This is a genomic window from Microbacterium barkeri (genome assembly GCF_027921765.1).
Taxonomy (GTDB): Bacteria; Actinomycetota; Actinomycetes; order Actinomycetales; family Microbacteriaceae; genus Microbacterium; species Microbacterium barkeri.
Genome location: NZ_BSEJ01000014.1, coordinates 49,576 through 75,396 on the forward strand (window position 1 = coordinate 49,576; position 25,821 = coordinate 75,396).

The 25,821-nt window shown below is 71.9% G+C and carries 25 protein-coding genes; 20 read left to right on the forward strand and 5 right to left on the reverse strand.

Annotated elements, in window-relative coordinates; genetic code table 11:
* Positions 1-33: 33 nt before the first annotated feature.
* From PKE79_RS13565 to dapF, 13 genes are all read left to right on the forward strand, one after another.
* A complete protein-coding gene (locus tag PKE79_RS13565) occupies positions 34-1,056 on the forward strand; it encodes a LacI family DNA-binding transcriptional regulator (RefSeq protein ID WP_271174239.1) in 1,023 nt (340 codons plus the stop codon).
* Between the two features lie 10 nt (positions 1,057-1,066).
* A complete protein-coding gene (gene dapA, locus PKE79_RS13570; RefSeq protein WP_271174240.1) occupies positions 1,067-2,044 on the forward strand; it encodes a 4-hydroxy-tetrahydrodipicolinate synthase in 978 nt (325 codons plus the stop codon).
* An 80-nt stretch (positions 2,045-2,124) separates the two neighbouring features.
* Positions 2,125-3,801, forward strand: a complete 1,677-nt coding sequence (locus PKE79_RS13575; protein WP_271174241.1) for a ribonuclease J — start codon at positions 2,125-2,127, stop codon at positions 3,799-3,801.
* A 97-nt stretch (positions 3,802-3,898) separates the two neighbouring features.
* Positions 3,899-6,715: a DNA translocase FtsK gene (locus PKE79_RS13580; RefSeq protein WP_271174242.1), complete on the forward strand. Its 2,817-nt coding sequence runs from the start codon at positions 3,899-3,901 to the stop codon at positions 6,713-6,715.
* A 25-nt stretch (positions 6,716-6,740) separates the two neighbouring features.
* Entirely contained in the window at positions 6,741-7,322 is a 582-nt protein-coding gene (gene pgsA / locus PKE79_RS13585; RefSeq protein WP_271174243.1) for a CDP-diacylglycerol--glycerol-3-phosphate 3-phosphatidyltransferase, read from the forward strand.
* Complete coding sequence (locus tag PKE79_RS13590; RefSeq protein WP_309299976.1) at positions 7,315-7,815, forward strand: CinA family protein; 501 nt, start codon at positions 7,315-7,317, stop codon at positions 7,813-7,815. Before pgsA ends, PKE79_RS13590 begins: the two co-directional genes overlap by 8 nt.
* 126 nt (positions 7,816-7,941) lie before the next feature.
* The gene (locus tag PKE79_RS13595; protein ID WP_271174244.1) at positions 7,942-8,256 is read left to right on the forward strand and encodes a helix-turn-helix domain-containing protein; all 315 of its coding nucleotides are present in this window, start codon (positions 7,942-7,944) and stop codon (positions 8,254-8,256) included.
* A 6-nt stretch (positions 8,257-8,262) separates the two neighbouring features.
* On the forward strand, positions 8,263-8,481 hold the full coding sequence (locus PKE79_RS13600; protein ID WP_271174245.1) for a DUF3046 domain-containing protein: 219 nt from the start codon (positions 8,263-8,265) through the stop codon (positions 8,479-8,481).
* A 261-nt stretch (positions 8,482-8,742) separates the two neighbouring features.
* Positions 8,743-9,804: a recombinase RecA gene (gene recA, locus PKE79_RS13605; protein ID WP_271174246.1), complete on the forward strand. Its 1,062-nt coding sequence runs from the start codon at positions 8,743-8,745 to the stop codon at positions 9,802-9,804.
* Between the two features lie 7 nt (positions 9,805-9,811).
* Positions 9,812-10,747, forward strand: a complete 936-nt coding sequence (locus PKE79_RS13610) for a regulatory protein RecX (protein ID WP_271174247.1) — start codon at positions 9,812-9,814, stop codon at positions 10,745-10,747.
* Positions 10,748-10,796: 49 nt separating this feature from the next.
* Positions 10,797-12,344, forward strand: a complete 1,548-nt coding sequence (gene miaB, locus PKE79_RS13615) for a tRNA (N6-isopentenyl adenosine(37)-C2)-methylthiotransferase MiaB (protein ID WP_271174248.1) — start codon at positions 10,797-10,799, stop codon at positions 12,342-12,344.
* Complete coding sequence (gene miaA, locus PKE79_RS13620) at positions 12,341-13,258, forward strand: tRNA (adenosine(37)-N6)-dimethylallyltransferase MiaA (protein ID WP_271174249.1); 918 nt, start codon at positions 12,341-12,343, stop codon at positions 13,256-13,258. The genes miaB and miaA overlap by 4 nt, the downstream gene beginning before the upstream one ends.
* Positions 13,259-13,316: 58 nt before the next feature.
* Complete coding sequence (dapF, locus tag PKE79_RS13625; RefSeq protein WP_271174250.1) at positions 13,317-14,189, forward strand: diaminopimelate epimerase; 873 nt, start codon at positions 13,317-13,319, stop codon at positions 14,187-14,189.
* Here dapF and PKE79_RS13630 read toward each other — a convergent pair whose 3' ends face one another.
* Positions 14,190-14,870, reverse strand: a complete 681-nt coding sequence (locus PKE79_RS13630) for a LysE/ArgO family amino acid transporter (protein ID WP_271174251.1) — start codon at positions 14,868-14,870, stop codon at positions 14,190-14,192.
* A 75-nt stretch (positions 14,871-14,945) separates the two neighbouring features.
* Between PKE79_RS13630 and PKE79_RS13635 the strand changes: the two genes are divergently transcribed.
* Positions 14,946-15,839, forward strand: coding sequence for a LysR family transcriptional regulator ArgP (locus PKE79_RS13635; RefSeq protein ID WP_271174252.1), 894 nt, complete (start codon positions 14,946-14,948; stop codon positions 15,837-15,839).
* Here the strand turns inward: PKE79_RS13635 and PKE79_RS13640 are convergent.
* Positions 15,836-16,474 (reverse strand): class I SAM-dependent methyltransferase, encoded by a 639-nt coding sequence (locus PKE79_RS13640; protein WP_271174253.1) that lies wholly within the window; start codon positions 16,472-16,474, stop codon positions 15,836-15,838. The two genes, PKE79_RS13635 and PKE79_RS13640, sit on opposite strands and share 4 nt — an antisense overlap.
* A gap of 161 nt (positions 16,475-16,635) precedes the next feature.
* On the opposite strand from PKE79_RS13640, the gene hflX reads away from it, so the two are divergent.
* Positions 16,636-18,159, forward strand: coding sequence for a GTPase HflX (hflX, locus tag PKE79_RS13645; RefSeq protein ID WP_271174254.1), 1,524 nt, complete (start codon positions 16,636-16,638; stop codon positions 18,157-18,159).
* A 29-nt stretch (positions 18,160-18,188) separates the two neighbouring features.
* Here hflX and PKE79_RS13650 read toward each other — a convergent pair whose 3' ends face one another.
* Together PKE79_RS13650 and PKE79_RS13655 are read right to left on the reverse strand one after the other, a co-directional pair.
* A complete protein-coding gene (locus PKE79_RS13650; protein WP_271174255.1) occupies positions 18,189-18,965 on the reverse strand; it encodes a hypothetical protein in 777 nt (258 codons plus the stop codon).
* 4 nt (positions 18,966-18,969) lie between these two features.
* A complete protein-coding gene (locus PKE79_RS13655) occupies positions 18,970-20,952 on the reverse strand; it encodes an alpha/beta hydrolase family protein (protein WP_271174256.1) in 1,983 nt (660 codons plus the stop codon).
* A gap of 145 nt (positions 20,953-21,097) precedes the next feature.
* On the opposite strand from PKE79_RS13655, the gene PKE79_RS13660 reads away from it, so the two are divergent.
* Complete coding sequence (locus PKE79_RS13660; protein WP_271174257.1) at positions 21,098-22,036, forward strand: methylenetetrahydrofolate reductase; 939 nt, start codon at positions 21,098-21,100, stop codon at positions 22,034-22,036.
* A gap of 69 nt (positions 22,037-22,105) precedes the next feature.
* On the opposite strand, the gene lexA is transcribed toward PKE79_RS13660, so the two are convergent.
* Positions 22,106-22,789, reverse strand: coding sequence for a transcriptional repressor LexA (gene lexA / locus PKE79_RS13665; protein ID WP_271174258.1), 684 nt, complete (start codon positions 22,787-22,789; stop codon positions 22,106-22,108).
* A 251-nt stretch (positions 22,790-23,040) separates the two neighbouring features.
* Between lexA and PKE79_RS13670 the strand changes: the two genes are divergently transcribed.
* The 4 genes from PKE79_RS13670 to hisH are packed head-to-tail and all read left to right on the forward strand — an operon-like array spanning position 23,041 to position 25,791.
* Complete coding sequence (locus PKE79_RS13670; RefSeq protein WP_271174259.1) at positions 23,041-23,394, forward strand: LysM peptidoglycan-binding domain-containing protein; 354 nt, start codon at positions 23,041-23,043, stop codon at positions 23,392-23,394.
* A gap of 27 nt (positions 23,395-23,421) precedes the next feature.
* Complete coding sequence (locus PKE79_RS13675; RefSeq protein ID WP_271174260.1) at positions 23,422-24,501, forward strand: histidinol-phosphate transaminase; 1,080 nt, start codon at positions 23,422-23,424, stop codon at positions 24,499-24,501.
* A 43-nt stretch (positions 24,502-24,544) separates the two neighbouring features.
* Complete coding sequence (gene hisB, locus PKE79_RS13680) at positions 24,545-25,144, forward strand: imidazoleglycerol-phosphate dehydratase HisB (protein ID WP_271174261.1); 600 nt, start codon at positions 24,545-24,547, stop codon at positions 25,142-25,144.
* Positions 25,141-25,791 carry an imidazole glycerol phosphate synthase subunit HisH gene (gene hisH, locus PKE79_RS13685; protein ID WP_271174262.1) on the forward strand — a complete coding sequence of 217 codons (651 nt, stop codon included), beginning with the start codon at positions 25,141-25,143 and terminating at the stop codon, positions 25,789-25,791. The genes hisB and hisH overlap by 4 nt, the downstream gene beginning before the upstream one ends.
* Positions 25,792-25,821: the final 30 nt, after the last annotated feature.

A 25,821-nucleotide genomic window follows, 5' to 3' on the forward strand; every position in this document is an offset into this window, starting at 1 on the left:
GATCCGAGCGGCGCGAGCGCGAAGGAGGCGGCCATGGCGACGATGAGCGACGTGGCGCGCGCGGCCGGGGTGTCGGTCATGACGGTGTCGAACGTGCTCAACGACCGCGGGCGGGTGAGCGCCGAGACACGGCTGCGGGTGCTCGAGAAGGTGCGGGAGATCGGGTACGAGATCGACCTCACGGCGCGGCGCCTGCGCGCGGGACGCACCGACACGGTCGCGCTCATCGTGCCGCGCTTCGACCACGCGTACTTCGGCGACCTCGCGGCCGCGTTCGCCGAGGCGTTCGCCCTTCGGGGGCGCCACCTCGTCGTCGAGCAGAGCGGTGCGAGCGTCGAGGGCGAGCTGTCCGCGCTGTCGCTCGCGCGCCTGCGCATGTACGACGGCGTGATCCTGAGCCCTGTGGGTCTCGGCGCGCCCGACCTCGACCGCATCGCCATCCCCACGCCCATCGTCATGCTCGGCGAGCAGCAGGTGCCCGAGCGCTTCGACCACGTCACCATGGCGAACGCCGAGGGCGCGCGGATGGCGGTCGCCCACCTCATCGGGAGCGGCGCGCGGCGCGTCGCGATCGTCGGGGGCGCGCGCGCGTCGCGCGGCGTGACGATGTCGAGCCAGCGCACGGACGGATGGCGCGCGGCGCACGCGGATGCGGGGCTCGCCGCGGATCCCGAGCTCGTCTTGGAGGTGCGCGAGCCGGCCGTCGACGGCGCGCGTGACGCCATCGCGCGCGCGGTGCGGGACGGCCTCGGCGTCGACGCCGTCTTCGCGGTCACCGACCAGATCGCCTTCGGCGTGCTCGCGGGGCTCGCCGACGCGGGCGTCGCGGTGCCGGGGGACGTGCAGGTGATCGGGTTCGACGACGTCGGGATCAGCCGCCATGTCGCCGGCGGGCTGTCGACGGTCGATCCCGGCTCCCGCTGGATCGTCGAGCAGGCGGTCGAGACGCTCGAGGCGCGGATGGCGCGCGCGGACTTCGCGCCGCGGCACCTCGTGAGCCCCGCGCGCCTCGTGCTGAGGGCCACGACGAAGGCGGCGCCGTCGTCGAGGCGATAGCCTTGATGCCATGACGCACACGGGCAATCCCTTCGGACAGGTTCTCGTCGCGCTCGTCACGCCGATGACGGCGGACGGCGAAGTGGACTGGCCCGGCGTCGAGAAGCACATCGACGCGTGCATCGCCCAGGGCGCCGACGGGATCGTCGTCACGGGCACGACGGGGGAGACCTCGACCCTGACCGACGCCGAGAAGCTGCGCCTCGTCGAGGTCGGCAAGGACGTCTCGGCCGGGCGCGCGAAGATCATCACGGGCGGCGGCTCGAACGAGACCGCGCACGCGATCGACCTCTACCAGAAGAGCGAGAAGGCCGGCGCCGACGGCATCATGATCGTCACGCCGTACTACAACAAGCCGACGCAGGCGGGCGTCCTCACGCACTTCCGGCTCATCGCCGACTCGACCGACCTCCCGGTGATCCTCTACGACATCCCCGGGCGCACGGGCATCCCGATCCGCTACGAGACGATCCTGCGTCTCGCGAAGCACCCGAACATCCTCGCGGTCAAGGACGCCAAGGGCGACCTCAGCGAGGTGAGCCGCGTGCTCAACCAGACCGACCTCATGTACTTCTCGGGCGACGACGCCAACGTGCTCCCCGAGCTCGCGATCGGCGCCACGGGCCTCATCGGCGTGACCGCCAACGTGGCCTCGGGCCCGTACCGCACGATCGTCGACGCGGTGAACCGCGGCGACCTCGCCACGGCGACCGACCAGCACAAGCGCCTCGAGCCGCTCGTGCGCGCGCTCATGACGCACGTGCCCGGCACGGTCGCGACGAAGTACGTGCTGCACGGCCTCGGCCGGATCTCGAGCCCGCGCGTGCGCCTCCCGCTCGTCGGTCCCGAGGAATGGGAGGCCGCGCTCATCGAGGACGAGCTCGCGCTCGTCAAGGACGTCGACGGGGTCGACCTCTCGAACTTCCGCCCCGACCGCAACGCGGCCGCGGGCGGCGCGCTGCCGAAGGTGCCCGGCACCACCCGCTGATCTCCCGCGGCGGCACCGGTCGTCGCGACAACACCGAATACGACGAACCGGATGCCGCAGGGCATCCCGGAAGGCGGACGATGTCCACACAGGTTCTCGAGCCCGCAGATCTCACCCCGGGGACCCTTCGGGTGACGCCCCTGGGCGGTCTCGGCGAGGTCGGCCGCAACATGACCACGTACGAGATCGACGGCGAGATCCTCATCATCGACTGCGGCGTGCTCTTCCCCGAGGAGCACCAGCCGGGCGTCGACCTGATCCTGCCCGACATGGAGCCGCTGCGCGGACGTCTCGACGACGTCGTGGGCGTGGTGCTCACCCACGGGCACGAGGACCACATCGGCGCCGTCCCGTACCTCCTCAAGCAGCGCCCCGACATCCCGATCATCGGCTCCGCGCTCACGCTCGCGCTCACCGCGGCGAAGCTCAAGGAGCACCGGATCACCCCCGTCGCGCACGTCGTGAAGGAGGGTGAGACGTGGGAGGCCGGGCCGTTCGAGCTCGAGTTCGTCGCGGTGAACCACTCGATCCCGGACGCGCTCGCGGTCGCCGTGCGCACGGACGCCGGCCTCGTGCTCCACACGGGCGACTTCAAGATGGACCAGCTGCCGCTCGACGGCCGCATCACCGATCTGCGCGCCTTCGCGCGGCTCGGCGAGGAGGGCGTCGATCTCTTCCTGCCCGACTCGACCAATGCCGACGTGCCCGGCTTCACGCCGACCGAGCGGTCGATCGGGCCCGTGCTCGACCAGGTCATCTCGAAGACGCCGGGGCGCGTCATCGTCGCGAGCTTCTCGAGCCACGTGCACCGCGTGCAGCAGGTGCTCGATGCCGCGGCCGCGAACGGGCGGCGCGTCGCGCTGCTCGGCCGCAGCATGGTGCGCAACATGACGATCGCCGCCGACCTGGGATATCTCAACGTGCCCGACGGCGTGCTCATCGACTACAAGAAGGCACGCGATGTGCCCGACCACCAGATCGTCTACATGTCGACGGGGTCGCAGGGCGAGCCGATGGCCGTACTGAGCCGCATGGCGAACCTCGACCACGAGATCGAGCCGGGGGAGGGCGACACGGTCATCCTCGCCTCGAGCCTCATCCCGGGCAACGAGAACGCCGTCTACCGCGTCATCGACGGGCTCACGAAGCTCGGCGCCAACGTCGTGCACAAGGCCAACGCGAAGGTGCACGTGTCGGGTCACGCCGCGGCCGGCGAGCTCATCTACTGCTACAACATCCTCAAGCCGCGCAACGTGCTGCCCGTCCACGGCGAGTACCGGCACCTGATGGCGAACGCCCGGCTCGCGCAGGACACGGGCATCGACGCCGAGCGCACCATCATCGGCTCGAACGGCACGGTCGTCGACCTCAAGGACGGCGAGGCGCGCGTCGTGGGCCAGCTCGACCTGGGCTTCGTCTACGTGGACGGCTCGAGCGTGGGCGCCATCACGGATGCCGACCTCAAGGACCGCCGGACGCTCGGCGAGGAGGGCTTCGTGTCGGTGATCGTCGTGGTCGACTCGCAGACCGGCAGGATCATCACGGGCCCCGAGATCCACGCGCGAGGGATCGCGGAGGAGGATCGGGTCTTCGACAAGGTCAAGCCGAAGATCGTCGCGGCCCTCGAGGAGGCCGCCCAGAAGGGCGTGCGCGACAACCACGCGCTCTCGCAGACGGTGCGTCGGACGATCGGCCGCTGGGTGAACCAGTCGCTGCGCCGCCGGCCGATGATCGTGCCGCTCGTCATCGAGGCCTGAGGGCGCGAGCGCCGTCGTGGACGCGGATCGGCGCGGGATTCCGCGCCGATCCGCGTCGTTCCGGCCGGATGTCGGCCCGGCGACGTACCGTGGAGCAATGCCACGTACGTCCGCCGCGTCGAAGAGCCCGGGAACCAGAAGCACCCGCGGGGCCTCGAAGGATGAGGCCGTGGCCGCTCCGCGCCCGCGCAAGAAGGCCGATCCGGCTCCCAAGCGCTATGTCGACGAGGCCGAGCGGCAGCCCCTGCTCGTCCGGGGATGGAACGGCCTCGCTCGCGCGGTGGGCGGCCTCTTCCGCGCGTTCGGGCCCGAGGTCCTCGAGAAGGACCAGCGCCGCGACGGCTTCCCGCTCCTGCTCGTGCTGCTCGCGATCGCGGGAGCCGTCAACGAGTGGTTCTTCATCGGCAACGAGATCGCCGTTCAGATCAGCGCCTACTCGTTCGGCCTGCTGATCGGCCGCGCGGCCTTCATCTTCCCGATCCTCCTGCTCCTGCTGGCCGGCTGGTTCTTCCGCCATCCGTCCTCGGTGAACGACAACGGGCGCGTGGGGATCGGCTTCGGCATGCTCACCGTGACGATCGCGGGCTTCCTGCACGTGGCAGGCGGGCGCCCCAAGCCGGTCGAGGGCGTGCTCGCCCTGAGCGAGGCGGGCGGCGTCTTCGGGTGGCTCGTCGCCGAGGCCATGGCCTTCCTCATCACGGACGTCGGCGCATACGTCGTGCTGTCCCTGCTCGCCGTGCTCAGCGTGCTCATCCTCACCAAGACGCCGCCGAACCGCATCGGCCAGCGGCTCGGCGACCTGTACCTGTGGATGTTCGACGCCGAGCGCACCGCGCCGGAGAGCCGCGAGAAGCCCGCCAAGGGCGCGACGGCCCCGACGAAGGTGCTCGAGGGCGACGAGCCCGACGAGGGCAAGGACGCCGGCGTGCCGTGGTGGCGGCGGAACAAGTCCGGCCGCGAGGAGGACCCCGAGGTCGTCTCGGAGCCGCAGGACCTCACCGAGCTGCTCACCGACCAGACCGATCGCGGCTACGACCAGGCGATCGTGACGTCGTCGCCGGCGGCCGACGACATCCGCACGGACGACCCGGACGACGCGGTGACGGAGGTGCTCACCTCCTCGGTGCTCGCCGGGCTGCGCGGCGACGGCGCCGAGCGACGCACGGGCCTCGTGGGCGACGGAGACGACCTCGACGACGAGACCGACGACCTGCCGGGATTCACCGGCTTCGGGACCGACGGCCCCGGCGGCCGCGGGCCGCAGCCGCCCTCCCAGCCGTACGTGCTGCCGTCGCCGACCGCACTCGCGTCGGGCCCTCCGGCCGTCGCGCGCTCCGAGGCCAACGACCGCGTGGTCGCCCAGATCACGAGCGTCTTCGAGCAGTTCAAGGTCGATGCGCAGGTCACCGGGTTCTCGCGCGGCCCGACCGTGACGCAGTACGAGATCGAGCTCGGGCCCGGCGTCAAGGTCGAGAAGATCACCCAGCTCTCGAACAACATCGCCTATGCCGTCGCGTCGAACGACGTGCGCATCCTCGCCCCGATCCCGGGCAAGAGCGCGATCGGCGTGGAGATCCCGAACGCCGACCGCGAGACGGTCGCGCTCGGCGACGTGCTCCGCTCCGCCGCGGCCCAGAAGTCGACGCATCCGCTCACGATCGGCGTCGGCAAGGACGTCGGCGGCGGCTTCGTCGTGGCGAACCTCGCGAAGATGCCCCACCTCCTGGTCGCGGGTTCGACGGGCTCCGGAAAGTCGAGCTTCGTGAACTCGATGATCACGAGCCTCCTCATGCGCGCCAAGCCGAGCGAGGTGCGCATGGTGCTGATCGACCCGAAGCGGGTCGAGCTCACGAACTACGCGGGCGTGCCGCATCTCATCACCCCGATCATCACGAACGCGAAGAAGGCCGCAGAGGCTCTCCAGTGGGTCGTGAAGGAGATGGACATGCGGTACGACGACCTCGCGTCGTTCGGATTCCGCCACATCGACGACTTCAACCGCGCGGTCGTCGCGGGGGAGGTCGACGTGCCGGCCGGCAGCGAGCGCGTGCTGAAGCCGTACCCCTACCTCCTCGTCGTCGTCGACGAGCTCGCCGACCTGATGATGGTGGCTCCCCGCGACGTCGAGGACTCGATCGTCCGCATCACGCAGCTCGCACGCGCGTCCGGCATCCATCTCGTCCTCGCCACGCAGCGGCCGTCCGTCGACGTCGTCACCGGCCTCATCAAGGCCAATGTGCCCTCGCGCCTCGCGTTCGCGGTCACGAGCGTCACCGACAGCCGCGTCATCCTCGACCAGCCGGGCGCCGACAAGCTCATCGGCCAGGGCGACGCCCTGTTCTCGCCCATGGGCTCGTCGAAGGCGCTCCGTGTGCAGGGCGCGTGGGTGACCGAGGAGGAGATCGAGAAGGTCGTCGCGCACGTCACGGGGCAGGCGCGGCCCGAGTACCGCGCGGATGTTGCGGAGGCGCTCGAGCCGAAGAAGAAGGAGGTCGACGAGGACATCGGAGACGACCTCGAGCTGCTCCTCGCCGCGGCCGAGCTCATCGTCACGAGCCAGTTCGGCTCGACGTCGATGCTCCAGCGCAAGCTGCGCGTGGGCTTCGCGAAGGCCGGCCGCCTCATGGACCTGCTCGAGTCGCGAGAGATCGTCGGACCCTCCGAGGGCTCGAAGGCCCGCGACGTGCTCGTCACGCCCGAGCAGCTGCCCGGCGTGCTCGCGAAGCTGCGCGGCGAGGAGCCGCCCGCTGCCGCTCCGGCGGCTCCCTCGCCCGAGGCGCCCTCGGCGCCCGACGCCGACGACCGCTATGCCGACGACCCCATCGAGGCGCAGTTCGCCGGCCGAGAGGTCGTCGACGAGAGCGAGTCCGAGGACGCCTGGGGTCTGACCGGGCGCGACGAGCCGCGCTACTGACGCCCGCGCCTGACAGACTGAGGCCATGAGCATCCCCCGCCAGCTCCCCAACGCGATCACGGTCGTGCGCATCCCGCTCGCGATCGTGTTCTTCGTGCTCCTGCTCATCGGGGGCCATCTCGGCGAGGGAAGCCTTCCCCTGCGATGGACGGCGGCCATCCTCTTCATCGTCGCGATCTCGACCGACTGGGTCGACGGCTACCTCGCGCGCCGCTACGACATCGTGAGCGACTTCGGCAAGCTCTGGGATCCGATCGCCGACAAGCTGCTCACGGGCGCGGCCTTCGTCGGGCTCGCGATCCTCGGCGAGATGGCGTGGTGGATGGTCGTCGTCATCCTCGTCCGGGAGTGGGGGATCACGATCCACCGCTTCGTGGTCGTCCGGCAGCACGTCGTGGCCGCCGCCTGGATGGGCAAGCTCAAGACCGCGTTCCAGGGGGTGGCGCTCGGGTGGGCGCTCCTGCCGTTCTGGCTTCTCATCGGCGAGCCGGCGTTCGCGGTCATCACCCTCATCCTCATGTGGATCGTCGTCGTGCTCACCGTGGCGAGCGGCGTCGACTACGTGCTCGCGCAGATCCGCGGAGCGCGGGCGGACGCCGGTGAGTGACGTGAAGCGCGAGACGTTCGCGGTCGCGAACGAGCTCCTGCGCCGGCTGTCGGCGCGCAACTGGAGCATCGCGACCGCGGAGTCGCTCACGGGGGGCCTGCTGTCGTCGGCGATCATCGAGGTGCCCGGCTCGTCGCAGCGGATGCGCGGCGGCGTGGTGGCCTACGACACCGCGATCAAGCACAGCGTGCTGGGCGTCGACGCGGCCCTCCTCGAGGAGCATGGCGCGGTGCACCCGGACGTCGCGCGCGAGATGGCGGCCGGAGCGCGGCGCACGCTCGCGCTGGCCGACGAGGACACCATGGTGGGGCTGTCGACGACGGGGATCGCCGGCCCGGCGTCGCCGGACGGGCAGCCGGTCGGGACCGTGCACGTCGCGGTCGCCACGCCCGAGCGCGTCGTCGTGGCCTCGCACCTGTTCGACGGCGACCGGGCGGAGATCCGGGCGAGCGCCGTGCTCGCGGCCCTCGATCTCGCGGTCGCAGAGATCTGAGGGCGGGCACTGGGCGGATTCTCGGCGTGAGCGGCGCCCCGCCCCGTGTCAAGCGGGATTAAATTGGTCTCATCGGTGTTGTACTCTGATGCATCCGTCGGATGGTGGAGTGAGGAGGGGATAGTCATGATCCTGGTTCGTCAAGAGATCGGCGACGTTCTGCGCGGCTTCCGCCAGCAGAAGGGCCAGACCCTCCGTCAGGTCGCGAGCAAGGCGAGCGTCGCGCTCGGATACCTGAGCGAGGTCGAGCGGGGCCAGAAGGAGGCCTCGAGCGAGATCCTCGCCTCGGTCGCCGAGGCGCTCGACGTGCCCATCTCCACGATCTACCGGACGGTGGGCGATCGCATCGCGGTGCTCGAGGGACTCGACGTGCAGGCGTTCCCCGACGTCGTGCCCGACGACCTCATCGCCGAGGTCGAGCCCGAGCTGTCCTTCCGCTGACCGCGCATGCGCCGCAGCGAGTTCCTGCGCGCCGTCGACGCCGAGTTCGGCGGTCGCGCGGCCTCGCTCGTGCACGACCTGGTGCTCACGGGCATCGGGCGCACCGCCCAGGAGGCGCTCGAGGTCGGCGTGCCTCCGCGCGACATCTGGGAGGCGCTGTGCATCGAGACGGACGTCCCTCCCGCACGCCGGCACGGAGCCGGCCGGCTCGAACCGCGACGCTGAACCCGCGCCCCGCCGTTCGATTCTCGGATCGCGTTCATCGGCGTGTCATCGAAGGTGCGTTCGAAGAGAGCGTAGTCTCGTGCACAACGTGGTTCCGGGACGATATCCCTCCACAGATGCGGCGGTCCGGCGGCGATGTCGGTGGTCCTCCGTAGCGTGGGAGTCGGCATCAGCGCCACGCGCCTTGTCGCAGTCCTCGGCCATCCGGTCGGAGCGCGACAGCCTACAGGCGGCGGTTCACGAGTGGAGAAGGAACAGGAAATGCCCGCACCAGCAGACCGCGAGAAGGCCCTCGAGTCGGCCCTCGCACAGATCGACAAGCAGTTCGGCAAGGGCTCGGTCATGCGACTGGGCAGCGACGAGCGCGCGCCCGTCGAGGTCATCCCCACGGGATCGATCGCGCTCGATGTCGCGCTCGGCGTGGGCGGGATCCCGCGTGGCCGCATCATCGAGATCTACGGACCCGAGTCGTCGGGAAAGACGACGCTCACGCTCCACGCGATCGCCAACGTGCAGCGCGCGGGCGGCATCGCCGCGTTCATCGACGCCGAGCACGCGCTCGACCCCGAGTACGCGCAGAAGCTCGGCGTCGACATCGACCAGCTCCTCGTGTCGCAGCCCGACACCGGAGAGCAGGCGCTCGAGATCGCCGACATGCTCATCCGGTCGGGCGCGATCGACCTCGTCGTCATCGACTCGGTCGCCGCGCTCGTTCCGCGCGCCGAGATCGAGGGCGAGATGGGCGACTCGCACGTCGGCCTCCAGGCCCGCCTCATGTCGCAGGCGCTCCGCAAGCTCACGGGCGGCCTGAACCAGACGAAGACCACGGCGATCTTCATCAACCAGCTGCGCGAGAAGATCGGCGTGTTCTTCGGGTCTCCCGAGACCACCGCGGGTGGAAAGGCGCTCAAGTTCTACGCGTCCGTCCGCATGGACATCCGCCGCATCGAGACCCTCAAGGACGGCGCCGAGGCGGTCGGCAACCGCACGCGCGTCAAGGTCGTCAAGAACAAGATGGCTCCGCCGTTCAAGCAGGCCGAGTTCGACATCCTCTACGGCGTCGGCATCTCGCGCGAGGGCAGCCTCATCGACTTCGGCGTCGAGCACGGGATCGTGAAGAAGTCCGGCTCCTGGTACACCTACGACGGCGACCAGCTCGGGCAGGGCAAGGAGAACGCGCGCAACTTCCTCATCCAGAACACCGACATCGCACTCGAGATCGAGAACAAGATCAAGGACAAGCTCGGCATCGGCCAGCGCGGCGTCGCGGCCTCGGCAGAGTCCGCGCCCGCGGCGGTCGAGCCGGTCCGCCGCACGGCGTGAGGCGCGCATGAGCGACGTGGCCGACGGGGGCGAGGGCGACCTCGCCCCCGTGATCCCGCTCTTCGGTGGGAGGGGGCCGGTGGCACCCTCTCACCCCACGCGCCGCACGCGCCCATCCGATGACGCCGACCGCGGGGCGGCCGGCGTCGCCGATCCCGCGAGGTCGGCGCATCCGGCCGGGAGGGCGAGCCGGCACGCGGCGGACGGCGCCATCCCCGGCGATGCCATCCCGAGCGGCGTCGCGTCGACGAGCGGCGACGACGCGGATGACGCCCGAGCGTCCGACGAGGCGTCCGGCGAACGCTGGCACACGACCTGGCGGGATCTCGGGGCCGGTGAGCGGCGCATCGCTCCCGTCCCGGCTGTCACGACGACCGTGCGCGACGGCGTGCGGTTCGTGGAGGTCGCTCCTGCCGTCGACCCCGCTGGTTCCGAGGACGAGCGGGGGCCATCGGAGGTCGCCGACGCTGCGGAGGCTCGGCTGCTGAAGGCGCTGCGTTCGCGCTCGCTCTCCGTGAGCGAGGCGCGCATGCGGCTGCGGAAAGACGAGGTCGACGCGGGCCTGATCGACGAGATCATCGACCGGCTGGAGCGGCTCGGCGCACTCGATGACGCCGCCCTCGCGGAGCAGCTCGTCCACGCCGGCACGACGCGCAAGAACCAGGGGCGCCGCGCGATCGCGCAGGCGCTGTCGTCCCGCGGCATCCCGCGCGACGTGATCGACGCCGCGCTCGACGACCTGCCCGACGACGACGAGGAGCGCGCGCTCGAGTTCGCGCGCGGGAAGGCGCGGAGCCTCGTGCGCTATGACGACGACACCGCTCTCCGGCGGCTCGTCGGCCAGCTCGCGCGGCGGGGGTTCGGCGGCTCGCTCGCGATGACCGCGGCGCGTCGCGCACTCGACGAGGCACGCGGCGGCGGTCACAGCGTGCGGTTCCGCTGAGCGATCCCTCGGCGCGCCCGCGGGGAGCGGAACGTAGAATGTCCTGGTCATGACTACGCCATCCAGCGCCCCCACGCTCATCGAGCCCTCGCCCGCAGCCTTCGACGCACAGGGACGCGCTCGCTCGTACGAGGTCCGCACCTTCGGGTGCCAGATGAACGTGCACGACTCCGAGCGCCTCTCCGGCTCGCTCGAGAGCGCCGGCTACGTCAAGGCGGCGCCCGGCGAGGAGGCCGATCTCGTCGTCATCAACACGTGCGCGGTCCGCGAGAACGCGTCAGGCAAGCTCTACGGCACGCTCGGTCATCTCAAGTCCCGCAAGGACGCCCACGCGGGCATGCAGATCGCCGTCGGCGGCTGCCTCGCCCAGATGGACAAGGAAGCCGTTCTCGAGCGCGCCCCATGGGTGGACGTCGTCTTCGGAACCCACAACATGGGCTCGCTGCCTGAGCTCCTCGAGCGGTCGCGCCACAACGGCGAGGCCGAGGTCGAGATCCTCGAGTCCCTCGAGGTGTTCCCGTCGACCCTCCCGACCAAGCGCGACTCGACCTACTCGGGATGGGTCTCGATCTCCGTCGGGTGCAACAACACCTGCACGTTCTGCATCGTCCCCAGCCTGCGCGGCAAGGAGAAGGACCGTCGGCCCGGCGACATCCTCAGCGAGATCCGCCTGCTCGTCGACGACGGCGCGATCGAGGTCACCCTGCTCGGCCAGAACGTGAACACCTACGGCGTCGAGTTCGGCGATCGCGAGGCATTCGGGAAGCTGCTCCGCGCCGCCGGCGAGATCGAGGGCCTCGAGCGCATCCGCTTCACGAGCCCGCACCCTGCGGCCTTCACCGACGACGTCATCGCGGCGATGGCCGAGACCCCCGCGGTCATGCCGCAGCTGCACATGCCGCTGCAGTCGGGCAGCGACAGCATCCTCAAGGCGATGCGCCGGTCCTACCGCAGCGCCAAGTTCCTCGGGATCCTCGATCGTGTCCGCGAGCGCATCCCGCACGCCGCGATCTCGACCGACATCATCGTCGGCTTCCCGGGTGAGACGGACGCCGACTTCGAGGACACGCTGCGCGTCGTCGAGCAGGCGCGGTTCGCGAACGCGTTCACGTTCCAGTACTCGATCCGCGAGGGCACGCCGGCGGCGACCATGCCGAACCAGGTTCCGAAGGAGGTCGTGCAGGAGCGCTACGACCGCCTCGTCGCCCTTCAGGAGCGCATCTCGCTCGAGGAGAACCACAAGCAGCTCGGCCGTTCGGTCGAGGTGCTGGTGTCGACCGGCGAGGGGAAGAAGGACGCCGCGACCCACCGCCTCACGGGCCGCGCGGAGGACAACCGGCTCGTGCACTTCGAGCTGCCGGACGGTTCGGAGCGCCCGCGCCCCGGCGACGTCGTGACCGTCGAGATCACGCACGCCGCGCCCTTCCATCTCCTCGCGGACAGCCCCGACGGCGCGCCGCTGCGCATCCGGCGCACGCGCGCGGGCGACGCATGGGATCGCTCGCAGGCGGAGTCGTGCGCCGTGCCCGCGGCACCCGGCGCGAGCGCCTCGGGCGCCGTGCGGCTCGGCCTGCCCACCATCCGCGTCGGCGTGTGACGCTCGCGGATTCGCCGCGGCTCTGGGCCGTCGTCGGAGCGACGGGAACGGGCAAGAGCGACCTCTCGCTCGACATCGCCGAGGCGGTCGCCGCGGAGGGTCGGCACGCCGAGATCGTGAACGCCGACGCCATGCAGCTCTACCGCGGCATGGACATCGGCACGGCCAAGGTCCCCGTGGCCGAGCGCCGTGGCATCCCGCATCACCTCCTCGACGTCCTGGAGGTGACCGAGGAGGCCGCCGTCGCGCGCTACCAGGTCGACGCGCGCGCGGCGATCGACGCCGCGCTCGCCCGCGGGCACGATGCGATCCTCGTCGGCGGATCGGGGCTCTACGTCTCGAGCGTGCTCTTCGACTTCCGCTTCCCGCCGCGCGACGCGGCTCTGCGTGCGCGCCTCGAGGCCGAGCTCGAGACCTCGGGGCCCGGCGCGCTCTACGCGCGTCTGCAGCAGGAGGACCCGCAGACCGCCGCCCGCGTCGACCCGCGCAACGGCCGCCGCATCGTGCGCGCCCTCGAGGTCCTCGCGCAGGGCGCGTCCACGCACGGCGCCGCTCTCCCGGAGGCGCCCGAGCTGTGGCGTCCGGCGACGATCCTCGGTCTCCACCTCGAGCGGGCGGCCCTCGTCGAGCGTCTCGACCGGCGCGTCGAGCGGATGTGGGACGAGGGTCTCGTGGGGGAGGTCGAGCACCTCCGCACGCAGGGGCTCGAGCAGGGGGCGACCGCGCCGCGGGCGATCGGCTACGCCCAGGCGCTCGCGCAGCTGGACGGCGCCCTCTCCGAGGAGGACGCGATCGCCGAGACGCAGGCGCTCACGCGCCGCTACGCACGACGGCAGGTCTCGTGGTTCCGGCGGTACCCCGAGGTGCGCTGGTTCGAAGCGGGCGCTGTCCCGCTCGTCGACGCCCTGCGCTGAGCCCGCCCGACGTCCCCGTGCCCCGGCCGCCGCCATCCCGCGGCCATAGACTGGGGGGATGACGGAGATCCAGTTCACCAAGGGACACGGCACGGGCAACGACTTCGTCATCGTCGCCGACCCGGAAGGCGAGCTGGACCTCACCGACGACCAGATCGCGGCGCTGTGCGACCGGCGCTTCGGCATCGGCGCGGACGGCCTGCTGCGCGTGGTGCGCTCGGTGGCGCTCCCGGAAGGCGCCGCGTCGCTCGCGGAGGAACCGGCCGCCGAGTGGTTCATGGACTACCGCAACGCCGACGGCTCGAAGGCCGAGATGTGCGGCAACGGCACGCGCGTGTTCGCGCGCTATCTGCTCGACGCCGGCCTCGCCGACCTGCCGGCGGGCTCGACGCTGCCGATCGGCACTCGCGCGGGCGTCAAGGACATCACACGCAGCGAGACGGGCTTCCAGGTCGACCTCGGGCGATGGCGCGCCGAGCCGGGCGACCCGCTCGTACGCGCGCGGGGCCTCAGCGTCGCACGGCCGGGCCTCGGCATCGACGTCGGCAACCCGCACGTCGTGGTGGCGCTCGCCTCCGAGGAGGAGCTCGCCGGCCTGGACCTCACGCTGCAGCCGATCATCGACCCGGTGCCGCCCCACGGAGCGAACATCGAGTTCGTCGTCCCGCAGGGCGTGAAGGACGGCATCGGACGCATCCGCATGCGCGTGTTCGAGCGCGGCGTGGGTGAGACCCTCTCCTGCGGAACGGGGACGGCGGCCGCGGCCCTCGCGGTCCGCGACTGGGCGGGCGCCGACGCCCCTGACTTCTGGCGGGTCGACGTGCCCGGCGGAACGCTCGGGGTGCGGATGTTCCCGACCGAGGAGGGCGAGCACGTCGCGCTCTCGGGACCGGCGACCCTCGTGTTCTCGGGGACCGTCGCGCTCGCCTGATCAGGCGAAGGCGAGCGTCGTCGCGAGCGCCGCCATGATCACCGCGATCGCTCCGTCGAGGATGCGCCACGAGCGCGGGGAGCGCAGCCAGCGCGCCGCGACGCGCGCCATCGCCGTGAGGAAGGCGAACCAGACGGCGCTTCCCAGCACCGCGCCGAGGCCGAAGAGCCAACGGGCGTCGCCGTAGCTCGCGGAGATCGAGCCCAGCAGCAGCACGGTGTCGAGATACGTGTGCGGGTTGAGCCACGTGATCGCGAGGCACGCGAGGACGGCCGGCAGGAGCGCCGTGGTCGCCGTGCGCGGACGGACGATCGTCGCCGTGCTCGTGCGCGATCCCGCCGAGGACTCCGGCTCGCGGTCGACGCCCGGCTCCTCGGCGACCGCGAGGGTCTCGCCCGTCGGCCGGAGGGCGCGCCACCCCGCCGCGAGAGCGTATCCCGCGAGGAACACGACACCCGCCCACTTGACGGCGTCGAAGAGCCAGGGCAGGTGCTCCACGACCACGCCGAATCCGGCGACGCCCGCCGCGACGAGCGCGACGTCGCTGAGGAAGCAGGTCACCGCGAGGGCGACCGCGTGCTGGCGGCGGATGCCCATCTTGAGGAGGAAGACGTTCTGCGCACCGGGTGCCACGATGAGCGAGAGGCAGAGGCCGAAGCCGGCGAGCAGGGCGCTGAACATGCTCTCGACGCTACGCGCTCGCTGCGAGAAGGGAAAAGCGGATCTAACGATTCTCACGCTCGTTAAGCTCTGCTTATGCAGATCTCGCCCGAACTCGCTGGCACTGTCTCCGCGATCGTCGATGAGGGGAGCCTCGAGGGCGCCGCTCGCGCGCTGCGGATCACTCCGTCGGCGGTCAGCCAGCGGCTGCGGTCGCTCGAGGCGCAGCTCGGGCGCGTGCTCATCGTCCGCTCCAAGCCCGCCCGCGCCACGGAGGCGGGCGCGGTCGTCGTGCGCCTCGCGCGGCAGTACGGGCTGCTTGCGCACGATGCGAGCGTCGCGCTCGGACTCGAGGGGCCCGGACGGATGAGCGTGCCGATCGCGGTGAACGCCGACTCGCTCGCGACGTGGCTGCTGCCGGGGCTGGAGCCGGTGACGCGCACGCACGACGTCGCCTTCGAGCTGCGCCGCGAGGACGAGGACCGCACGGCCGCGCTGCTCGAGGCCGGAACCGTCATGGCCGCGGTCACGTCGCAGCGCGAGCCGATCGCGGGGTGCACGGTGACCGCCCTGGGCGACACGATCTACGACGCCGTCGCGACGCCGGGCTACGTCGCTCGGTGGCTCCCCGACGGCGTCACGGCGAGCGCACTCGCGGGCGCGCCGCTGATCGACTTCGACCGCGCCGACGACGTGCAGTCGGCCTGGCTGCGCGAGCGCGGCGTCGACCCGTCGCGGCCGCCCCGCCACTACGTCCCGGCATCCGAGGACTACGCCGCCGCCGTGCGGCTGGGCTTCGGATGGGGGATGCTCCCTCCGCTGCAGGCGAAGCCGGGCATCGAGACGGGACTGCTCGTGAAGCTGGGCGAGCCGCGGCTGCGCGTCCCGCTCTACTGGCAGCAGTGGAACCTGCGGTCGCCGCTGCTCACGGCCATCCGCGAGGCGGTGGTCACGGCCGCGCGCGCCGCGCTGCCGCCTGAGCGCGGCTAGGCGATCTCGACGGCTCCGGTGGCCGGGCTGCCGTGTCGGCGCACCTTGAGCACGCGGAAGCCCTTGGCCGTCGCGTGGCGGTGGACGCTGAAGCGGTCGTCGAGAGCGGCGTCGAGCCAGCGGTGCAGGGAGTCGGAGCCCAGGTTGCGCTGCACGACGAGGTAGGCATCGCTGCGCTCGGCGAGTCGGGGGAGCCACGTCTCCATGAGCTCGTGCAGCACGGCCTTGCCGACCCGGATGGGCGGGTTCGACCAGATCGTGCGGAACGAGATCCCGTCGGGAACATCCTCGGGCAGCACCGCGTTGACATTGTCGAGGCCGAGCTCATCGGCATTGCGACGGACGAGATCGAGCGCGCGCTCGTTGACGTCGACCGCCCAGATCCGAGCGCGCGGAGAGAGCATGGCCAGCGACAGGGAGATCGGGCCCCAGCCGGCGCCGAGGTCGAGGAAGTCGCCGCCGGCGGGAGGCTCAGGGGTGTTCGACAGCAGCACGCGGGTGCCGCTGTCGACGTGATCCGGGCTGAAGACCCCGCCCGCGGTCGTCACCTCGACGTCGCGGTCGGCGAGGGACACGCGGATGCGACGGAGCTGCTCGGGGGCGGAGGGATGCGCGCTGAAGTAGTGGTCCCCCATGATCCTCGAGATTACCGGAGGCATCCGGGTCGCACGCAACACCGTCGTTCCCGCAACCGCCTGTCCCGCGATCCCCGCGCGCGGTATCCTGTAGGGCTCATCGCACCCGGACGCACGCCGGCCCGGGCCCGCGGAGCGCACACCACCACGAAAGGCACCCTTTGACCGACACCTTCCATCCCGACGTGCAGACCGATCCGACGACGGACCCGGTCGATCGCGTGCTCTCGCACGCGGAGGCGCGCTCGGGCGTCCGCATCTTCGGAGCAGCGCAGGCGCTGCAGGATGCGGGAACCGCGGCCGGGTCGACGACCGACGGCGACCAGTGGGACCTCGAGGCGCGCCACGCGCTCCGACGCGTCGCCGGTCTGTCCACCGAGCTCGAGGACGTCACGGAGGTCGAGTACCGCCAGCTGCGTCTCGAGAACGTCGTCCTCGTGGGCGTCTACGCGCAGGGCTCGCTCGTCGACGCCGAGAACTCCCTGCGGGAGCTCGCCGCGCTCGCCGAGACGGCGGGCTCGACCGTGCTCGACGGCGTCCTGCAGCGTCGCCCGCATCCCGACCCCGCGACCTACATCGGGCGCGGCAAGGCGGAGGAGCTCAAGGACATCGTGATGTCCGCCGGCGCCGACACCGTGATCGCCGACGCTGAGCTCGCCCCGAGCCAGCGGCGCGCGCTCGAGGACGTCATCAAGGTCAAGGTGATCGACCGGACCGCCGTCATCCTCGACATCTTCGCCCAGCATGCGAAGACCCGAGAGGGCAAGGCCCAGGTCGAGCTCGCCCAGCTCGAGTACCTCCTGCCGCGTCTGCGCGGCTGGGGCGAGTCGATGAGCCGCCAGGCGGGCGGACAGGTCGGCGCGGGCGGAGCGGGCATGGGCTCGCGCGGACCGGGTGAGACGAAGATCGAGCTCGATCGCCGCCGCATCCGCACCCGCATGGCGCAGCTGCGCAAGCAGATCAGGGATTTCGCGCCCGCGCGCGACGCCAAGCGCTCCGAGCGCAAGCGGCACACCGTCCCGTCGGTCGCGATCGCCGGGTACACGAACGCGGGCAAGTCGTCGCTTCTGAACCGCCTCACGAGCGCGGGGGTGCTCGTCGAGAACGCGCTCTTCGCGACGCTCGACGCGACCGTGCGGCGCACCGAGACATCCGACGGGCGCGTGTTCACGTTCGCCGACACGGTCGGGTTCGTGCGCAACCTGCCGCATCAGCTCGTCGAGGCGTTCCGCTCGACGCTCGAGGAGGTCGCCGACGCCGACGTCATCGTGCACGTCGTCGACGCGCACCACCCGGATCCGGCCGGCCAGATCGCGACCGTCCGCGATGTGATGGCGGATGTCGGCGCGCGCGACATCCGCGAGATCATCGTGTTCAACAAGGCCGATCTCATCGATGAGGACGCGCGCCTCGTGCTGCGCGGTCTCGAGCCCGACGCCGTGTTCGTCTCGTCCCGCACGGGCGAGGGCATCGAGGAGCTCCGCGCCGTTGTGGAGGCGGCGCTTCCCGTTCCCGCGGTGGAGGTGCGAGCCCTCGTTCCCTACGACCGCGGCGATCTCATCTCGGCCATCCACGAGACCGGCCTCTTCCTCGAGCAGGAGCACGAGTCCGGGGGCACGCGAGTCCATGCGCGCGTGTCGCCGCGTCTCGCCGCAGAGCTCGAGCGCTTCTCGAGCGCGGGGTGAGCGCGGGGTGAGCGCGGGGTCCGCCTCGCTCAGCCGAGCGCGGCGGACCCCAGCCACACGAGGGCGGTGATCGCGAGCGCCTGCGCCCAGCTCACCATGCTCCCGACGAGGAAGTACTCCGCCTGCGTGCCGCGCTCGCGGTCACGGGAGATCTCGGGGAAGCGCACGATTCCCTTGGCCGCGATGAGCGCGGCGACGACCGGGTAGGCGTGCGCGAGCAGGAGGCCGCCGACGACGATCCGCTCGAGCGGTCCGATGAGGCGTCCGCCGCGGAGCGTGTGCACGTCCTGCAGGTCGGGCGCCGCGGTGTCGCGCTCGCCGCGCTGGCCGAAGAGGCGCCGCCGCCGCGACGGGGCGACGTCGCCGTCCGCGGGGACGTCCTCCGTGCGCAGCGCGGTGCGGACGACCCGGTTCGCCGACTCGAGCAGGAACAGGGCGCCGCCGGCCGCGAGGAGGACGAGCGACAGGGGAAGGCCCTCGCCCTGCCCCCACTCGACGCGGATGGCGACCGCGGGCGGCGGGACGACGATCGCCGTCAGGGCGATGCCGGCCAGGAGCACGACCGGGAGGAAGCCGAGCGGAGAGTCGTCGGCGCGCATGGTCGCGAGCCAGCCGAGCGCGGCGACGACCGGGGCCAGCGCCAGGACGAGCGAAGCGAGCGGATCGGCGCCGAGCGCCGCGCCGGCGAGCGCGCAGACGACGAGCACGGCAGACACGCCCGCCGTGCGCAGGCGCGCGCCCTGCGCTGCCGCGCGGATGAGGTCGGCGCCGCCGATCGCGGCGAGCACGAGCGCTGTGAGTTCCATCGCGTCAGACCGTACCCCGCGGGTCGGACAGGCCCTCGATCTCGAGGGGCGGCACGACGGGCGTCTCGAACCCGAGGACGGCGCCGAGGAACGCGACCTCGGCCTCGAACGAGCGGATGATCGCCTCGCGCCCGCGGAACCCGTGCGCCTCGCCCTCGAACAGCAGGTAGGCGTGCGGGACCCCGTTCGCCGCGAGCGCGTCGCCCAGCGCCTCGGACTGCGAGGGCGGCACGACCGGGTCGTCCGCGCCCTGGAGGATGAGGAGGGGCGTGCGGAGCGCTTCGGGGCGAGACAGCGGCGATCGCCTCGCGTACAGCTCCTCCGCCTCGGGGAGCGGGCCGACGAGGCCGTCGATGTAGCGCGCCTCGAAATCGTGCGTCTCGGCGACGAGCATCCGCAGGTCGGCGACGCCGTAGCGGCTGATCCCGGCCGAGAACACGTCGGTGTCGGCGATCGCGCACAGCACGGTCCATCCGCCCGCGGATCCTCCGCGCACCGCGAGGCGCGCGGGGTCGGCGATGCCGGCTTCGGCGATGCCGCGCGCGGCGGCCGCGACGTCCTCGACGTCGACCACGCCCCATCCGCCCTTCAGGCGCTCGCGGTACGCGCGCCCGTAGCCGGTCGATCCGCCGTAGTTGACATCGAGCACGCCGATGCCCCGGCTCGTGAAGTACGCGACCGCGAGGGAGAGGTCGCCCGAGACGTGCGCGGTCGGGCCGCCGTGCACGAGCACGAGATACGGCGGCAGGTCGCCCTCGGGGCCCGTCGTGAGCGGGTTCGTCGGCGGATACGCGAAGGAGTGCACATCCCCGCGCGGCCCGGGGAACGACAGCGGCAGCGCCTCGGGCATCCACGCCGGGTCGAGGTCGGTCTCCCCGCCGCGCACCGGCGCGAAGGTCCGCGCGTCGACGTCGAGGAGCCAGATGCCGCCCGGCGTCCGCGGACCGGCGCCCGACAGCAGCAGGCGTGCGCCGGCGACGTCCTTGACGAGCATCTGCCCGAGCGGCGTCTCGAGCTCCGTCACCGCCCGCGTTCCGGGATCGACGAGCACGAGCCGGTCGCGTCCGTTCGTCTGCACCGCGGCGATCCGACCGTCCTCGAGCCGCGCGTACCAGCGGGTGCCGAGATTCCAGAGCGGCCCGCCCGTGTCGGCGTCGGCAGGCAGGAGCGGCTCCACGACGGCGCCTCCGGCCGCGTCGAGCCGGGCGCGGCGGAGGTTCCATCGGGCAGGGCCGCCGGGCGCGGCAGGAGGGTCCGCGACGAAGAGGAGCTCATCGTCCGCCGCCCATTCGGGCTGCAGCGCCGACACATCCTGCCCGTCCGCGACGCCGCGCCCGCCGGCGAGTGTTGTCCAGCGGCGCACGCGCCCATCCGATTCGATGCGCCCGACGCGCAGCTCCGCGGCATCCCACGGCATGTCCGGATGGTCCCACGCGATCCACGCGAGCCGGCCAGCGCGCGGTGCGGGGTAGGCGACGAAGTCGCTCCCTGCGACGACGCTCACGATCGCGGACGCGTCCTCCGCCGCGCTGCCGTCGAGCGGGATGACGACGATGTCGCGACGGGGAGCCCCCGTGGCGCCCTGAGTCTCGCGGACCGCCCACAGTCGGCCCTCCGCGAGGACGAGGTCGCCGAACGCCATGCCGGTGCCCGCGGGCGTGAGCGGGATGGGCTCCGCATCGGCCGTGCGCAGGTACACGCGCTGATCCGACTGCTCGACGAAGAGGAGTGCGCCGTCGTCGGCCGCGGTCCACGCGCCGCCTCCGTACTCGTGGACGCGAGACCGCGCGCTCCAGGGCGCGGGAAGAACGCTCGCGCCGTCGCTCGCCCGCAGCACCGCTGTGCGCCCCCGCTCGGCCGCGACGCCCTCGGCCCACCAGACGTCGCCGCCTACGAACCGCGCGTCGCCGAGGCGCGGGGAGTTCCCCGCGATGTCGGACGCCGCGATGGGCGACGGCCACGAGCCGAACGGGAGCGTCTGCGTCATGTCCTCCACGGTAACCGGCGACGTTCCGACACGGAGCGTCACAGATGCTCCCGCGCCCGCGCGCGGGCGACTACGGTCGGGAGAGGAGAGGCCGGATGCGGCGGCAGGGGATCGCCGCGGCGACCGGAGAGCACGGAGGAGGGACATGGCGACGTCGGCCACGCCGTTCTCGTTCGAGCTGTACCCGCCGCGCACGCCCGCGCGCACCGCGGCTCTCGAGGAGACCATCCGCCGCCTGGCCGCCGCGGGACCGGACTTCCTCTCCGTCACGTACGGCGCGGGCGGCTCCACGGGCGGTGCGTCGCTGCGCGTGCTGCGGTGGATCCGCGAGAACACGGACGTCGAGCCGCTCGCTCACCTCACGTGCGTCGGCAACGACTACGCGACGGCGAGCGCCCTCATCCGCGAGTTCCTCGACGCGGGCATCCTCAGCTTCCTCGCCATCCGCGGCGACCCGCCCGCCGGGAAGGACGAGGACGACGCGTTCCTGGGCGACCTGCGGACCTCGGCCGAGCTGGTCCAGCTCATCCACCGCGTGCAGGCCGAGCGCGCTCCCTACGGCGAGACGACGATCCCGGGCGTTCCCGAGGCGGTGCGGGTGGACCGCGCCCCGCGTGCGCGCACGCTCGTCGCGGCCTTCCCCAACGGGCATCCGCGCTCGCGGCATCCGCTCGAGCACCTCGATGCGCTCCTCGCGAAGCAGGCGGCCGGCGCCGAGGCGGCGATCACCCAGCTCTTCTTCCATGCCGACGACTACCTGCGCTTCGTCGATCGCGCCCGGGCCGCGGGCGTGACCATCCCGATCCTCCCCGGCATCATGCCCGTGACCTCTCCCGCCAAGCTCGCGCGCATGCTCGAGCTGACGGGCGAGCCCCTGCCGTCGGAGCTGTCGATCGCGCTCGAGGTCGAGCCGACCCCCGAGGGCCGCAGGGAGATCGGCATCGCCTACGCGGCGGACCTCGCGCGCGCGGTGCTCGCCGGCGGGGCCCCGGGCATCCACCTCTACGCCTTCAACGAGCACGAGACCGTGCTCGCGGTGCTGCGCGAAGCCGGGGTCGCGCTGCGCGAGACCGCGGCTTCCTGACCGCCGGTTCGCTCCCGGCACACGAGGAGGGCGGGAGCCGACCGGCTCCCGCCCTCCTCGTGTGCGCCGTCAGACCGCGCGCAGGATGGCGACGACCTTGCCGAGGACCACAGCGTCGTCGGCGAGGATCGGCTCGAACGCCGAGTTGCGCGGGAGGAGCCAGGTGTGGCCGTCGCGCTGACGGAACGTCTTGACGGTCGCCTCGCCGTCGACCATGGCCGCGACGATGTCTCCGTTCTCCGCCGTGCCCTGCGACCGGATGACGACCCAGTCGCCGTCGCAGATCGCCGCGTCGATCATCGACTCGCCGCTGACCTTGAGCATGAAGAGCTCGCCCTTGCCGACGAGCTGTCGGGGGAGGGGGAAGATCTCCTCGACCTGCTGCTCGGCAGTGATCGGGACGCCGGCGGCGATGCGGCCGACCAGCGGCACGAGAGCGGCGTCGCCGACCGCGGGGCCCGAGTCGGCCGGGTTCTCGGCCGCCGAGCCCGGGAGATCGATGAGCACCTCCATCGCGCGGGTCTTCCCGGGGTCGCGACGCAGGTAGCCGCTCAGCTCGAGCTGCCCGAGCTGATGCGTCACGCTCGAGAGCGACTTCAGTCCGACCGCGTCGCCGATCTCGCGCATGCTCGGCGGGTAGCCGTTGTGCTGGATGGAGCGCTGGATGACCTCGAGGATGGCCAGCTGCTTGTCGCTCAGGTTCTTGCGCCGCCGCGTGCGCGGCTTCTCCTCGCGCGTGCCCGCATCCGTCATGTCGTGCTCCTTCGCTGCCCCGCTCGAATGTCGGAGGTGCGTGATGTGGTGGTCCCGTCAGGACGACGCTAGCGGATCTCGACGGGATTCCGGGAGATTTGTTCGAGCGTGTCTCGCAGAAGTCGCGAAACCCGTTCGAAGAGAGTTCTTGACACCGCGACCACATCGAAGATAGGTTCGGAACATCACTTCGGGTCCGTCTCTCCCGGCCGAGCAGACGGAATCGAAGTGATCTACAGGAAGGAACCGCCATGCGCACGACCAGCTCCGCTCCGGCACGCTCGACCCGCCTCCGCCTCACGGTGCGCGGCCGCCGGGTCCTCGCCGCGCTCGCCGCGGCTCCGCTCGTCGCGGCGATCGGATTCGGGGTGCTCAGCGGCGGCGCGGCCCTCGCCTCGCGCGAGGACAGTGCGCCTGCCGGCACCTTCGACACCGTCACGGTCATGGCGGGCGACACCCTGTGGGACATCGCGCAGGCGGTCGCCCCCGAGGCGGACCCGCGCGACGTCGTCGACGAGATCCTGCACCTCAACCAGCTCCCCGGGAGCGACATCGCCGCGGGGCAGGAGATCGCCATCCCCGCCGCCTACTCGACGGGCGAGTGAGTCCGTCGCGCGCTCTAGCATGGACGGGTGACCGTCTCTCTCGATGACCTCCCCCTGCGCGACGACCTCCGCGGACAGCAGCCCTACGGCGCTCCGCAGGCGCCGCTGCCCGTCGCGCTGAACGTCAACGAGAACACGCACCCGATCCCCGACGAGGTCGCCGACGACATCGCGGACTCGGTCGCCCTCGCGCTGCGGGATGTGAACCGCTACCCGGATCGCGAGTTCACGGCGCTCCGCGAGGGGTTCGCGGAGTACCTCGGGCACGGGCTCGAGCCCGAGCAGATCTGGGCCGCGAACGGCTCGAACGAAGTGCTGCAGCACCTGCTCCAGGCGTTCGCCGGCCCGGGGCGGACGGCGTTCGGATTCGCCCCCACCTACTCGATGTACACGCTGCTGACGCGCGGCGTCGGCGCGACGTTCGTCTCGGGGGAGCGGGGGGCGAACTTCTCCCTCACGCCCGAGAGCGCGGCCGCGCAGGTCGCGGAGGCCCGGCCCGACGTCGTGTTCCTGTGCGCACCGAACAACCCGACAGGGACGCCGCTCGAGAACGACGTCGTGGAGGCCGTCTACGACGCGACCGACGGAATCGTCATCGTCGACGAGGCGTACCGCGAGTTCGCGCCCCGCGACGTGCCGTCGGCGCTCCAGCTGCTGCCCGGGCGGCCCCGGCTCGTCGTCTCGCGCACCATGAGCAAGGCGTTCGCCTTCGCGGGCGCGCGCGTCGGCTACCTCGCCGCGGACCCCGCGGTCGTCGACGCCCTCCGCCTCGTCCGCCTCCCGTACCACCTCAGCGCGCTCACCCAGGCGGCGGCCTCCGCGGCCCTGCGTCACGCCGACACGATGCTCGCGATGGTCGACGAGATCGTCGAGCAGCGCGACCGGATCTCGGCCACGCTCGAGGCGCTCGGCTACACCGTGTACCCGACGTGGTCGAACTTCGTCCTGTTCGGCGGCGTGGAGGATCCGCACGCGACCTGGCAGGCGCTCTACGACCGCGGCGTGCTCATCCGCGACATCGGGATCCCCGGACACCTCCGGGTGACCGCGGGGACCGAGGACGAGACGAGCGCCTTCCTCGGCGCGCTCGCCGAGATCGGCCGCTGAGCGCGCGAGGAGCCCGGTCGGGTCGCGCCGGTAGAATCGGAGCATGACCCGTACCGCGCGCCGCACCCGTTCCACGAGCGAGTCGAGCATCGAGCTCGAGCTCGACCTCGACGGAACGGGCAGGAGCAGCATCGACACGAGCGTGCCGTTCTTCGACCACATGCTCACGGCGTTCGCGAAGCACTCGCTCACCGATCTGACCGTGAAGGCGACCGGCGACACCCACATCGACGCGCACCACACGGTCGAGGACACGGCGATCGTGCTCGGGCAGGCCATCCGCGAGGCGCTGGGCGACAAGGCGGGGATCTCGCGCTACGGCGACGCCCTCGTCCCGCTCGACGAGGCGCTGGCACAGGCCGTCGTCGACATCTCGGGGCGTCCCTACCTCGTGCACACGGGGGAGCCGGCGGGCTTCGAGCAGCACCTCATCGGCGGCCACTTCACGGGCTCGCTCGTGCGCCACACGTTCGAGGCCCTCGCGTTCAACGCGGGCCTGACCGTGCACGTCCGCGTGCTGAACGGCCGCGACCCGCACCACATCGCCGAAGCCGAGTACAAGGCCTTCGCGCGCGCGTTCCGTCAGGCCAAGGCCCTCGATCCGCTCGTCGAGGGCATCCCCTCGACCAAGGGCGCGCTGTGAGCGGCGAGCGACCGACCGTCGCGGTGCTCGACTACGGCTCGGGCAACGTCCACTCCGCCGTCAAGGCGCTCGAGGCCGCGGGCGCCGACGTCGAGCTGACGCGCGACCGCGAGGCGGTGCTCGCGGCCGACGGGCTGCTCGTGCCCGGCGTCGGCGCGTTCCAGGCGGTCATGGAGCAGCTGAACGCGATCCGCGGCGGCGAGCTCATCGAGCGCCGCCTCGCGGGAGGGCGCCCCGTCCTCGGGATCTGCGTCGGCATGCAGGTGCTCTTCGCCCGCGGCATCGAGCGCGGGGTCGAGACGGAGGGCCTCGCGGAGTGGCCGGGGACCGTGACCGAGCTCGACGCCCCGGTCGTGCCGCACATGGGCTGGAACACCGTCGAGGCGGGGGAGCGCTCGCGCCTCTTCCAGGGGCTCGAGTCCGAGCGGTTCTACTTCGTGCACTCCTACGCCGCGCAGCAGTGGGAGCTCGAGGTCGATCCGCCGTTCCCGCAGCCCGTCCTGACGTGGGCGACGCATGGCGGCCGGTTCCTCGCCGCGGTCGAGAACGGACCGCTCAGCGCGACGCAGTTCCACCCCGAGAAGTCGGGCGAGGCGGGCATCCGCCTGCTCCGCAACTGGGTCGACGGGCTGCGCCGCGAAGGCTGAGCCGCGTCGACTTGGAGTCGGGGGCGGCAC